The 12,480-nt window shown below is 67.3% G+C and carries 10 protein-coding genes; 4 read left to right on the top strand and 6 right to left on the bottom strand.

The window, feature by feature from the left end:
* Positions 1 to 5 precede the first annotated feature (5 nt).
* From pbpG to EV672_RS11560, 6 genes are all read right to left on the bottom strand, one after another.
* Positions 6 to 1,241 (bottom strand): D-alanyl-D-alanine endopeptidase, encoded by a 1,236-nt coding sequence (gene pbpG / locus EV672_RS11585; protein WP_133609361.1) that lies wholly within the window; start codon positions 1,239 to 1,241, stop codon positions 6 to 8.
* A gap of 169 nt (positions 1,242 to 1,410) precedes the next feature.
* Positions 1,411 to 2,952 (bottom strand): 2-isopropylmalate synthase, encoded by a 1,542-nt coding sequence (locus EV672_RS11580; protein ID WP_133609359.1) that lies wholly within the window; start codon positions 2,950 to 2,952, stop codon positions 1,411 to 1,413.
* Positions 2,953 to 2,959: 7 nt separating this feature from the next.
* Positions 2,960 to 3,787, bottom strand: coding sequence for a CDP-diacylglycerol--serine O-phosphatidyltransferase (pssA, locus tag EV672_RS11575; RefSeq protein ID WP_133609357.1), 828 nt, complete (start codon positions 3,785 to 3,787; stop codon positions 2,960 to 2,962).
* A gap of 18 nt (positions 3,788 to 3,805) precedes the next feature.
* Positions 3,806 to 4,453: a phosphatidylserine decarboxylase gene (locus EV672_RS11570; protein ID WP_243738646.1), complete on the bottom strand. Its 648-nt coding sequence runs from the start codon at positions 4,451 to 4,453 to the stop codon at positions 3,806 to 3,808.
* Positions 4,450 to 5,787 carry a mechanosensitive ion channel family protein gene (locus EV672_RS11565; protein WP_133609355.1) on the bottom strand — a complete coding sequence of 446 codons (1,338 nt, stop codon included), beginning with the start codon at positions 5,785 to 5,787 and terminating at the stop codon, positions 4,450 to 4,452. Before EV672_RS11565 ends, EV672_RS11570 begins: the two co-directional genes overlap by 4 nt.
* A 66-nt stretch (positions 5,788 to 5,853) precedes the next feature.
* Positions 5,854 to 6,789 (bottom strand): histone deacetylase family protein, encoded by a 936-nt coding sequence (locus EV672_RS11560; protein ID WP_133609353.1) that lies wholly within the window; start codon positions 6,787 to 6,789, stop codon positions 5,854 to 5,856.
* Between the two features lie 64 nt (positions 6,790 to 6,853).
* Here EV672_RS11560 and EV672_RS11555 point away from each other — a divergent pair, with 64 nt between their 5' ends.
* From EV672_RS11555 to mltB, 4 genes are read left to right on the top strand one after another with little or no spacing between them, the layout of a single operon-like run.
* Positions 6,854 to 7,807, top strand: coding sequence for an AAA family ATPase (locus EV672_RS11555; RefSeq protein ID WP_133609597.1), 954 nt, complete (start codon positions 6,854 to 6,856; stop codon positions 7,805 to 7,807).
* Positions 7,804 to 8,883, top strand: a complete 1,080-nt coding sequence (locus tag EV672_RS11550; protein ID WP_133609351.1) for a DUF58 domain-containing protein — start codon at positions 7,804 to 7,806, stop codon at positions 8,881 to 8,883. Before EV672_RS11555 ends, EV672_RS11550 begins: the two co-directional genes overlap by 4 nt.
* Entirely contained in the window at positions 8,880 to 11,126 is a 2,247-nt protein-coding gene (locus EV672_RS11545; protein WP_133609349.1) for a transglutaminase TgpA family protein, read from the top strand. Before EV672_RS11550 ends, EV672_RS11545 begins: the two co-directional genes overlap by 4 nt.
* Positions 11,123 to 12,373, top strand: coding sequence for a lytic murein transglycosylase B (mltB, locus tag EV672_RS11540; RefSeq protein ID WP_243738645.1), 1,251 nt, complete (start codon positions 11,123 to 11,125; stop codon positions 12,371 to 12,373). Before EV672_RS11545 ends, mltB begins: the two co-directional genes overlap by 4 nt.
* The last annotated feature ends 107 nt before the right edge of the window (positions 12,374 to 12,480 follow it).

The raw sequence follows: 12,480 nt of genomic DNA, 5'->3' as shown, positions 1-12,480 counted from the left end.
GTCGTTCAGGAGGTGATCTCGACGGCGTCTGGCACCACCGTTGTGGTGATCGAAGACGTCTTTTGCGGCGCACGCTCCAGCCAGCGACGCACGCGCTCGGCATCGGCCTGACGCGAGTACTTCCCGGTGGAATCCAGGAAGATCATGATGTACTTGCGACCCACCATGCTGGCCTGCATGACCAGGCAGCGGCCGGCTTCCACGATGTAGCCGGTCTTTTGCAAACCGATGTCCCAGGCCGGGCTGCGCACCAGGCTGTTGGTGTTGCGGAACTGGACCTGGCGGTTGCCCAGGCGCACAGCGTGCTCGGGCGAGGTGGACAACTCGCGGATGAGCGGCTGTTGGTACGCCGCCTTCACCAGCACGGCCAGGTCACGCGCGCTGGACTGGTTGTTGCTGTTCAGACCGGTGGGGTCCACGTAGCGGGTGTCCTGCATGCCCAGGGCCTTGGCCTTGGCGTTCATCACCGACACGAAAGCCTGCAAGCCACCGGGATAAGTGCGGCCCAGCGCATGGGCGGCGCGGTTCTCCGACGACATCAGCGCCAGGTGCAGCAATTCGCCGCGGGTCAGCGTGGCGCCCACGGCCAGGCGCGAGCTGCTGTTTTTCTCGGTGTCCACGTCGTCGCTGGTGACGGTGATGTCCTCGTCCATGGGCAGGCGCGCATCGACGATGACGGCAGCGGTCATCAGTTTGGTCAAGGAAGCAATCGGCAGCACCGCCTCGGAATTCTTGGCCAGCACGACCTCGTTGGTCTCCTGGTCCATGACGAGGGCCACGCTGGATTTCAGGTCCAGCGGGTCGGACGTGTGGTGCAGTCCATAGATCTGGCCAAACGAAGCGCCGGTGGCACCTGATGCCGCAGCCACGGTGGCCGACGGCTTCAGCGGCACGCCGGCCGGGGTCTTCACCGAAATTGGCATCAGGGGCGCCTGTGCCTGCGCAGGTGCTTCCGCCCTTGCCAGGGCCAACGGTCTGGCGACCGCACCCAACTGACGCACACGGCCTTTGCGATGAACGGCTGCGCTTGACAAAGCCCGGGCCGAGGAGGCCACGGCCTTGCCAGAAGGTTTGGCTGCGGCTCTGACCGATGTTTTGGCGGAGGATTTGGCGGAGGATTTGGTGATGCGGCCCGCAGGCGCCTTGGCAGCCTGGACCGTCTTGGACGTGGTCACTTTGGCCTGGCGCGTGGCCTTGGCCTGCACCGGCGCAGACCAACCGAGTGCCAGCAACAGTGCCATCACCCCTGCCAGAAGGCAGAGATCCTTGCGGAAATTCATCTTGCGCTTGTTGCCAACCACGATACAGCCCTTTCGTCCTCACCGAAGTGTAATGAAAAAACGCGCAAGATCAAAGACTTACGCGTCATTCATGAAGTGACCCGGCAAAAACCGGTCACCGAGGGGCTGGTCAACCCTGGGCGGCCACCCGCTCTGCCTTGCTGTGAAGCTTGTTCAACGCAGACAGATACGCCTTGGCCGACGCCACAACGATGTCCGGATCAGACCCGACCCCGTTGACGACCCGGCCACCGTGCTGCAGCCGAACCGTCACCTCTCCCTGGGATTCTGTGCTCCCCGAGGTGATGGCATTGACCGAGTACAGCACCATTTCCGCGCCACTTTTCACGACAGCCTCGATCGCCTTGACAGACGCATCGACCGGGCCATTGCCGTCGGACTCGCTGCGGTGCTCCACGCCACCGGCGCCGAACACCACACTGGCGTGCGGACGCTCGCCCATTTCGGAGCGCTGCGACAGGGCCACCAGGCGGTAGTGCTCCTGCTCGCTGGTGACGCTTTCGTCGCCGACCAGCGCGATGATGTCCTCGTCGAAGATCTCGCTCTTGCGGTCGGCCAGCTCCTTGAACTTGGCGAACGCGGCGTTGACCTCGGCTTCGGAGTCCAGGTCGATGCCCAGCTCCTGCAGGCGCTGCTTGAAGGCGTTGCGGCCCGACAGCTTGCCCAGCACGATCTTGTTGGCCGACAGACCAACGTCTTCGGCGCGCATGATTTCGTAGGTGTCACGCGCCTTGAGCACGCCATCCTGGTGGATGCCGGAAGCGTGGGCGAAGGCGTTGGCACCGACCACGGCCTTGTTGGGCTGCACCACGAAGCCGGTGGTCTGCGAGACCAGGCGCGAGGCGGACATGATCTGCTGGGTGTCGATGCCCACGTCCAGGCCGAAGTGGTCACGGCGCGTCTTCACGGCCATCACCACCTCTTCCAGCGCGCAATTGCCGGCGCGCTCGCCCAGGCCATTGATGGTGCATTCCACCTGGCGCGCCCCGCCGATCTTCACGCCGGCCAGGGAGTTCGCCACGGCCATGCCCAGGTCGTTGTGACAGTGCACCGACCAGATCGCCTTGTCCGAGTTCGGCACCTTCTGGCGCAGTTCGCGGATGAAGTTGCCATACAGCTCGGGGATGGCGTAGCCGACCGTGTCGGGGATGTTGATCGTGGTCGCGCCCTCGGCGATCACGGCTTCGCAGACGCGCGCCAGGAAGTCGAGGTCCGAGCGGTAGCCGTCTTCGGCCGAGAACTCGACATCGGCCGTCAGGTTGCGCGCAAATCGCACCGACTGCTTGGCCTGCTCCAGCACCTGCTCAGGGCTCATGCGCAGCTTCTTCTCCATGTGCAGGGCACTCGTGGCGATGAAGGTGTGGATGCGCCAGGCGTTCGCGCCCTTCAGGGCCTCGGCGGCGCGGGCGATGTCGCGGTCGTTGGCGCGGGCCAGCGAGCAGACGATGGAATCCTTGATGGCGTCGGCGATGCCCTTGATGGCTTCGAAATCGCCATTCGACGAGGCGGCAAAACCGGCTTCGATCACGTCCACCTTGAGGCGCTCGAGCTGGCGTGCGATGCGCAGCTTTTCTTCGCGGGTCATGGAGGCGCCAGGCGATTGCTCGCCGTCGCGCAGGGTGGTGTCGAAAATGATGAGCTTGTCGGTCATGGGGGTCTCAGCGGTGCAGGCCTTCTTCGTCGGGCTCGTCGGTGGAGGTGGAGATCACGCTCACAGGACGGCCGCGGCGCCATTTGACGATGAACACGCCGTAGCCCGACAGGCCATAGAACATGAAGATGGCGAACAGGACGATGGGCGGGTGGATGGTGATGACGGCGATGCCCAGGGCGATGGCCACGATCACGATGAAGGGCACCGTGCGCTTGAAGCTGACGTCCTTGAAGCTGTAGAACGGGATGTTCGTGACCATGGTCAGGCCCGCGTACAGCGTCAGCGCACAGGCCAGCCAGATCAACCAGGGCGTGGTCTGCGGGCTGTAGCCGGCGTCGGTTACCACCCAGATGAAGCCCACCACCAGGGCGGCAGCGGCCGGGCTGGGCAGGCCCTGAAAGAAGCGGCGGTCCACCACGGCGATGTTGGTGTTGAAGCGGGCCAAGCGCAGTGCGGCGCCCGAGCAGTACACGAAGGCAGCGATCCAGCCGAGCTTGCCCATGCCCTTGAGCGCCCACTCATAGACAATCAGCGCGGGTGCAGCACCGAACGAGACCATGTCGGAGAGGCTGTCCATCTGCTCGCCGAAGGCGCTCTGGGTGTTCGTCATGCGCGCGACGCGGCCATCCAGGCTGTCGAGCACCATGGCGCAGAAGATGCCGACCGCGGCCTGCTCGAACTGGCCGTTCATGGCCATGACGATGGCGTAGAAGCCGCCAAACAGCGCGGCCAGCGTGAACAGGTTGGGCAGGATGTAGATGCCCTTGCGGCGCGGGCGGTGCAGCTCGGGCGCGTCCTCGGGCAGGGGGGCTTGGGCGTCGGTTGAGCTCATGCGTGGTTCATGCATTCTTCATGCAGCCGCGAGGGTGGCCAGGATGGTCGTGGTGGCCGACACGCGCTCGCCGGGTGCCACCTTGGGCACGGCGTGGGGCGGCAGGTAGATGTCCACGCGCGAACCGAAACGGATCAGGCCGTAGCGCTGGCCGCGGGTCAGCGTGTCGCCGGGCTTGACGGTGCACAGGATGCGCCGTGCGATCAGGCCGGCCACCTGCACCAGCGTGACGAGTTCGCCGTTGGACTCGATGACCACGGCGTTGCGTTCGTGGCGGGTCGAGGCCGTGTCGAGGTCGGCGCTGATGGCCGCACCCGGGAAATACTGCACTTGGCGGATGACGCCATCGACGCTGGCACGGTTGGCGTGGGTGTCGAAGAAGTTCATGAACACGCTGATGCGCAGCGCGTCGCGGTTGGCATAGGGGTCACGTGCTTTCTCGATGCGCACCACGCGGCCATCGGCGGGCGACAGCACCGCGCCGCTCTGGGTGGGCACGGCACGGGGGGCATCGCGCCACAGCAGGGCGGCGAACGCGGCCATCAGACCGGCGAACAACAGGCCCCAGCCATCGCCCAACAGCCAGGCCAGGGCCAGCGTGAACAGCACGACGGCGGCCGTCAGGAGGCGGTGGCCGCGCGCAAACAGGTACAAAGATGACATCATGATGTCGTTGAGGATACCTCAACGGGCACGGACGGCGACACCTGCGGCGGCACCATGGGCGCAAGTTGGTGCACCACCCGCTGCGGGAAGGGGATGTCCACGCCCAGGCGGTTGAGGGTGTCGAGCAGCGCCAGGTTGACGGCCGAACGCGCACCGAGTTGGCCCGCTTCTGGGTCGGCGATCCAGAACGCAACGGTCAGCTCCAGGCCATCGGCGGCGAAATTCGACAGCAGCACCGAGGGCGCCGGGTCCTGCAGCACCCGCGCAACGGCCTGCACCGCGGTCTGCAAAGCGGGCATCACCACGTTCAGATCTGTGCCGTAGGCCACCTGCACCACGGTGGTCAGCAGCACGCGCCGGTCGGCCAACGACGCATTCTCCACACGCTGGGTGATGAGCACCTCGTTGGGCACGATGGACTCCCGCCCCGAGGAGGAGCGCAGCACCGTGAAACGCGTGTTGATGTCGGTGATGACGCCCTCGAAGTTGTCCACGCGCACCAGGTCGCCGATGCGCAAGGAGCGCTCGGCCAGGATGACGAAGCCGCTGACGTAATTCGCCGCGAGCTTTTGCAGGCCCATGCCGACGCCCACGCCGAGCGCCCCGCCGAACACCGACAGTGCGGTCAGGTCGATGCCCACGGCGGACAGCGCCAGCATCAAGCCGGTGACCAGCAACAGGGCCCGCAGGATGTTGGCCGCCATCTTGCGCATGGAGAGGTTGTCGGTGGCGCCTTTGAGCAGCTTGGATTCGATGGCCGACGACAGCGACAGCGACAGGATCATCACCAGGATGGCGCTCAGCGTGCCCTCGATGACCTTGCGCAGGCTGACTTCGCCAGAACCGATCTTCCAGGTGATTTGATCGAGCTCATCGAGCAACAAGGGCATCACGCCTGTGATCCACAGCACCGTGGCCAGCCAGGCCAGCCAGGACACGGTGCGCTCCACCACCCGCACCGCGTGCGAGCTGGGGAAGGCCGCCCCCAACACCTTGACCGTCAGGCGGATGACCGCCAGCGAGGACAGCACGGGAATGGCCAGCCGGAACACCGGCAACGGCATCACTTCCATCAGGGCGCGGCGCGCGGCCAGGGCCAGCATCAGGGCGACGATCGGGAACAGGATGCCGTCCACCACCTTGCGGCCGAACCAGATGGCCGTGGGCTCGGACTGCTGCCCCCGCCACAAACGCACCAGCAACCATGCCAGGCCCAGGCAGCCGGCCAGCGCGGCCACCTCGGCCAAGACGGAGGGTTGCTGCAACTGGGTCAGGAGCTGGCCGAGCTCTTCGGCGCTGATCGGGTGGGAGGCGTGCGGGGTGCTCACACTCATGGGCATCGACAACAGGGAGGCGAACAAGGACACAGAGGCTCGGGTGTTTGGCTGTGCGGAGAACGCTCAGTTTTCGATCAGGGTGCGCACGTGCGCGGCCACGCTGCGGGCCAGCGCGCTGAGGTTGTAGCCGCCTTCCAGGCAGGAGACGATGCGGCCCTGGGCATGGGTGTCGGCGACCTGCATGATTTTCGCGGTGATCCAGGCGTAGTCGGCCTCGACCAGCCCCAGGCCACCCAGGTCGTCTTCGCGGTGGCCGTCGAAGCCAGCGGAGATGAAGATCATTTCGGGCTTGAATTCTTCCAGGCGGTACATCCAGTAGCTGTCCACCACGTCGCGCACCAACCGGCCGTCGCTGCGCGCAGGCACCGGCACGTTGACCATGTTGCCAGCGCGGCTCTCGGCACCGCTGTAGGGGTAGAAGGGGTGCTGGAACAGGCCGACCATCAGCACGCGGTCGTCGTTGGCCAGGATGTCCTCGGTGCCATTGCCGTGGTGCACGTCGAAATCGACCACGGCCACGCGCTTCAAGCCGCGCACGTCCAACGCATGGCGCGCGGCCACGGCGACGTTGTTGAAGAAGCAAAAGCCCATGGTCTGGTCGTGCGTGGCGTGGTGGCCAGGCGGGCGCACCGCGCAAAAGGCGTTGCTCAACTTACCGTCGATGACCGCGTCTGTGGCCGCCACCGCTGCACCCGCCGCCCGCCAGGCCGCCGAGCGCGTGCCCGGACAGGCCCAGGTGTCGGGGTCGAGGGCGCGGGTCTCGCCGGTGGCTTCGAGCTGCTGCAGGAAGTCGTCCAGCGTCAGCACGTAGTTGAGGTCATGGGCGTACGCCAGGTCCTGGTTGGACGCCATGGGCACGTCCTGCGGCAGCATCAGCATGTCCAGCCCGACGGCCCGCAGGTGGTCTTCGATGGCGTGGATGCGCGCGGGGCACTCCGGGTGGCCTGCGCCCATGTCGTGCGACAGGCAGTCCGGGTGTGAAAAATAGCCGGTGGTCATGGGTCAGAAGTGCGCCGCACACCGTGCGGGATTGGGTTAAGGTGCTGCCATGCTCCGCAATGACATGAACCCGCCAGGCGCATCGGCCGGACCCGCCTCACCGAACGTCCGACAGCTCACCTCGCTCATTGATCAGGTTAGCACGATCATCGTGGGCAAACGCGAGCAGGTCACGCTCAGCGTCATCTGCCTGCTGGCGTCCGGCCACTTGTTGATCGAAGACATCCCGGGTGTCGGCAAGACCACGCTGTCGCAGGCGCTGGCCCGCTCGCTGGGCCTGAGCTTTTCGCGGGTGCAGTTCACCGCCGATTTGCTGCCCTCCGACCTGATCGGGGTGAGCGTCTATGAGCGCCAGAAGGAAGCTTTCGTCTTCCACCCGGGGCCGGTGTTTGCCCAGGTGCTGCTGGCCGATGAAATCAACCGGGCCGGCCCGCGCACGCAGAGCGCCTTGTTGGAGGCCATGGAAGAGCGCCAGGTCACGGCCGAGGGCGAAACCCGCCCCCTGCCCTCGCCATTTTTCGTCATCGCCACACAGAACCCGGTGGAGCAACTGGGCACGCACCCGCTGCCCGAATCGCAATTGGACCGCTTCGCCATGCGCCTGTCGCTGGGCTACCCCGATGCCGCCGCCGAGCGCGCCCTGCTGACGGGTGCCGACCGCCGACAGTCCCTGCACGACATCCGTCCCGTGATGGGCGCCAGCGAGTGGCAGCAATGGCAGGCCTGCCTCGCGCAAGTGCACGTCTCGGAGGCCCTGCTGGACTACCTGCAGGCCCTGCTGCAAGCCACACGCGATGGCCGCTGGTTCGCCCAAGGCCTGAGCCCGCGCGCGGGATTGTCGCTGCTGCGTCTGGCCCGGGCACGCGCCCTGGTGATGGGACGCGGGCACGTGTCGCCCGAAGATCTCCAGGTGCTGTGGGTGCCCGGTGTGGCCCACCGCCTGCAGGTGCTGAGCCAGTCCGGCCGCAGCGCCGCCGCCCAGGCGCGCGCGCTGCTGGAGGCCACCCCGGTGCCATGAAGGCGCGCCCACCGAACATGGTGAACGCCCTGCGCCAGCGCTGGACGGACTGGTGGGAGGCCCGGCTGCCCCGACAGGACCAGATCCGCCTGACGCAGCGCAACCTCTACATCCTGCCGTCGCGCGCGGGCCTGAGCTTCGCGGTGGTGGTGATGGTGCTGTTGCTGGCCTCCATCAACGAGCAGGTGAACCTGGGCTATGCGCTGGCCTTCCTGCTGGGCGGTGCCGGCATGGCAGCGCTCTACCAGACCCACGGCAACCTGCAGGGTGTGAGCCTGCGCCTGCAAAGCCTGCACAGCGTGCACGCAGGCCAGGTGCTGCGCCTGCCGCTGACCCTGAACAACCAGCACCGCCGGCTGGGCCGCTACGGCCTGCTGATCAGCGTGGACACGCGCAGCCTGCCACGCGAGCTGGCTGCCAGCAGCACGCCGCAGCACCTCGATCTGCCACCGGGCAGCGAGGGCAGCGTCGAGGTGGATGTGCCCACCCTGCACCGCGGTTGGCTGGAGCTGCCCCGACTGACCATCGAAACCCGCTACCCGCTGGGCCTGTTCCGGGCCTGGGCCTTCTGGCGGCCGCAGTCGCGGGTGCTGGTCTGGCCTGCGCTGGAGGCCCACGCCCCACCCCTGCCAGATCTGCCAGGCAGAGACAGCCGCGAGCCCCAGCCCACCGCCCAGGCACGCGATGCCGACATGCCCGAAGGCCTGCGCGACCACCGCCGCGGTGACCCGCTGCGCTGGGTGGCCTGGAAGAAATCCACCCGCGCTCTGGCAACCGGCGGCAACCTGGTCAGCCGAGAACCTGCCGGTGGCCGCACGCCCGACCTCTGGCTGGACTACGCGCAAAGCCCCGGCCTGCAGAGCCTGGCGGCAGAGGCGCGCCTGTCCCGGCTGGCCAGCTGGCTGTTGCAGGCCGAGCAAGATGCCACAGGCAACGGCCCGGCCTATGGCCTGCGCCTGCCCGGCGTGTCGTTGCCCTGCGCCAAAGGCCCGCATCACCTGCGCCAGTGCCTGGACACGCTGGCCACCTGGACACCCGCCGGCACGGCATCAGGCGCTGAACGGAAGCCAGCATGAGCGCCATCCTGAGGGCCCCTCACCTGAGCCGCGATGGCCGCGACACCCTGTGGCTGCTGGCGGTGCTCGCCCTGTGCATCGCCCCGCACCTGGAACGCCTGCCTCTGTGGTGCTCGCTGGGCACAGCCGCCGCCATCGCCTGGCGCGGCCGCCTGGCCTGGCGCGACGCCCCGCTGCCGCCCCGCTGGGTGCTGATGGTCAGCCTGATCGCCTGCGTGGGCCTGACGCTCATGAGCTACCAGTCCCTGTTCGGGCGGCAGGCGGGTGTCACCCTGGTCACCATCCTGGCGGCCTTGAAAACGCTGGAACTGCGCGCCCGGCGCGACGCTTTCGTCGTCACCTCGCTGGGCTTTTTCCTCATCCTCACGCAGTTCCTGTTCTCCCAGGCCATCGGCATGGCCCTGTTGATGCTGCTGGCGCTGCTCGGCCTGCTGAGCGCCCTGGTGCTGGCGCAGCGCACGGTGGGACGCCCCAGCCTGGGGGCCGCCATGGCCGCAGCCGGACGCTGCCTGGTGATGGGCGTGCCGGTGATGGTGGCGCTCTACATCTTCTTCCCGCGCTTCGGGCCGCTGTGGAGCGTGCCGGCCGATTCCGGCACACGCACCGGGCTGTCCGAGCAGATGCGCATGGGCGGTGTGGCCGAACTCGCCCAGGACGACAGCGTGGCCCTGCGCGTGCGCTTCCTCGACACACCACCCACCCCCAGCGACCTCTACTTCCGCGGCCCCGTGCTGGACCTCTTCGACGGCCAGAGCTGGACCTCCTCCCTGCCCGGCCTGCGCAAACACCCGCGCAAAAGCCCGAACGGTGATGTGTCGCTGCAGCCCAGGCAAGCCCCACACGCGGGCAGCGACGCCGCCACGACCGTGTCCGCCGAGGGGCGCGCCGTGCGCTACCAGATGACGCTGGAGCCCAACCAGCTCCGCTCGGTGCCCCTGCTGGATGGCACCCTGGAAGCCTCCCCCTCCCCGCCCCTGACCGAACCCGTGCTGCAGCGCGCTGGCCTGAGCTGGGTGGCCGAGCGACCCGTCACCGAGCGCAGCCAGATCGATGGCCTCGCACGGCTGATGGCCCGGGAGGCCCCGACACACCCCGACGCCCTGGCCCTGCGCCAATGGGTCCAGCTGCCGCGGGGCTACAACCCACGCACCCTGGCCTGGGCCGCCGACATGCGCAGCAGCCCAGCGCTCCGGGACGCCGATGGCAGCGCCCTGGCCATCGCGCTGATGCGCCACATCCGCCAAGCTGGCTTTCGCTACACCCTGAGCCCGGGCGATGACGCACCCGATGACCAGGGGCAACCGGTGCTCCACCAGGTGGACCGCTTCTGGCTCGACCGGCGCAGCGGTTTCTGCGAACACTTCGCCGCAGCCTTCGTCGTCGTCATGCGGGCGATGGACGTGCCAGCACGCGTCGTCACGGGCTTCCAGGGTGCCGAGCTCAACCCCGTCGATGGCCTCTACGTCGTGCGCAACAGCGATGCCCACGCCTGGGCCGAGTACTGGCAGCCAGAGCTGGGCTGGGTGCGCGTGGACCCGACGGCCGCGGTGGCGCCCGAGCGCATCGACCGGCCGCGCCCGCCTCTGCGCAACGCCCAGGGCCTGCCGGCCACCCTGTCCAAGCTGGACCCGGCGTTCTGGAGCGGTGTGCGCGCCTACACGGACGCGGCCAACCACCGCTGGAACATCTGGGTGCTGCAGTACTCGCGCAACCAGCAGATGTCGATGCTGTCGCGCTGGGGCGTGAGTTCGCCCGACTGGACCGACCTGATGCGCGTGTGCGCCGGGCTGCTCGTGCTGCTGTCGCTGGGCGGGCTGGCCTGGCTCTGGTGGCGACGCCCGCGCACGCCGCGCTCGGCCTGGCACCGCCCGATGGTGCGGCTGCACCAAGCGCTCCTGGCTGCGGGCTTTGACGCCCCGGACAACAGCCCCGCGCCAGCAGCCGCACTGGCCTGGTCACGCCAACTGAGCACCACCGCCATCGGCACGCTGGCGCCAGAGGGGCCGGCCGCCCATGCCGCCCTGCTGCAAGCCCTGACAACGCTCGATGCCCTGCGCTACGGCGCCGCACCCATGGCACACGCCCCAGGCTTCGGCGCCAGGCAGGCCATGCGCAAGGCGATCGATCAGGCCATCGCGCAAGCCATCGCACAAGCCAGAATCCTGGACAAATCTCGCCCACGCGGTCCGCACAAACTCAGCCCCATCGCCCCGACATGCCCTCCAAGCTCCCTGCCCCCATGACGCCCCCCCCGATGGTCCGAACCAGCTGGCTGCTGTGCACCACGCTGTGCCTCGCCTCGTGTGGCAGCACAGTCCGCCTTGATGCCCCGCCAGTGACCGTGCCGATGGCATCGCGCAGCACACCCGACACCCCACCGAGCGCCGCATCGAGCGCCATGCCGCAGCCGACCACCCTGGCGACGATGCCAGCCACAGACGCAGAAGCCACCCAGACCAGGGCCATCGCATCGGCTAACCTGCAAGAGCAACGCCTGCCCAGCCGAGAAGACGCTGACAGCTACGCCACGCGCGCAGACGCCGAGGCTCTCGCCACCGAACTGGCACAGAACCTGTCGCTGGACCCAGTCTGGGTGTGGTCTGTGCTGTCGCAAGCGAGGTTTCAGGCCAGCGTGCCCAAACTCATGATGCCGGCGCCCACCCCCACGGCCAAAAACTGGGGTGCTTACCGCGCGCGCTTCATCGAAACCAGGCGGGTGCAAGCCGGCGTGGATTTCTGGCAAACACACGCTGCCGATTTGAGCCGCGCCGAAGAGACCTATGGCGTGCCGGCCCACATCGTCATCGGCGTGCTCGGCGTTGAAACCTTGTACGGCCGCAACATGGGCCGCTACCGCGTGCTGGACGCGCTGACCACGCTCACGCTGGATTTCCCCCGCGGGCGCAGCGACCGAAGCGCGTATTTCAAAACCGAGCTCGGCGCATTCCTGCTCTTGTGCAAAGAACAAGGGCTCGACCCGACCCGCATGAGCGGCTCCTTCGCCGGCGCCATGGGCTGGCCGCAATTCATGCCCAGCTCGCAACGCAAACTCGCGGTGGACTTCGATGGCGATGGCCGCATCGACCTCGTCAACAGCCCCGTGGACGCCATCGGCAGCGTGGCCCGCTACCTGGCCGAGCATGGCTGGCAAAAAGGCCAGGCGACGTATTTCGCCGTGACCCCGCCGCCGCCCTCCGGTGACCTCGACACCCTGCTGACCCCCGACATCCTTCCGATTTTCACGCCCGCAGAAATGGCCAGCCACGGCGCCAGCCTGTCTGCAGCAGGCCAAAAGCACCCCGGATTGCTGGCACTGGTGCAGCTCCACAACGGCGGGCAGGCCCCCAGTTACGTGGCCGGCACCGTGAACTTTTACGCCATCACGCGCTACAACCAATCCAGTTATTACGCCCTCGCGGTGGCGCAACTGGGTGAGACGGTGTCAAAAGAAGTGCAGCGCCAGAATGGTCGCAAACTGTCGAGCAATTGACGAAGCATCACAGGGTATTCACTCAAATTCACACAATCTGACAAGATGCACGCTGCATGGACAATTGCGCGCACAAATATTTTGTGTATAGAATTGACCCTAGCCAG

The sequence above is a fragment of the Aquabacterium commune genome (assembly GCF_004362855.1).
In the GTDB taxonomy this organism is placed as follows: Bacteria; Pseudomonadota; Gammaproteobacteria; order Burkholderiales; family Burkholderiaceae_C; genus Aquabacterium; species Aquabacterium commune.
The sequence above is the reverse complement of the archived record's forward strand: the minus strand, read 5'-3'. Positions and strand labels throughout refer to the sequence as shown.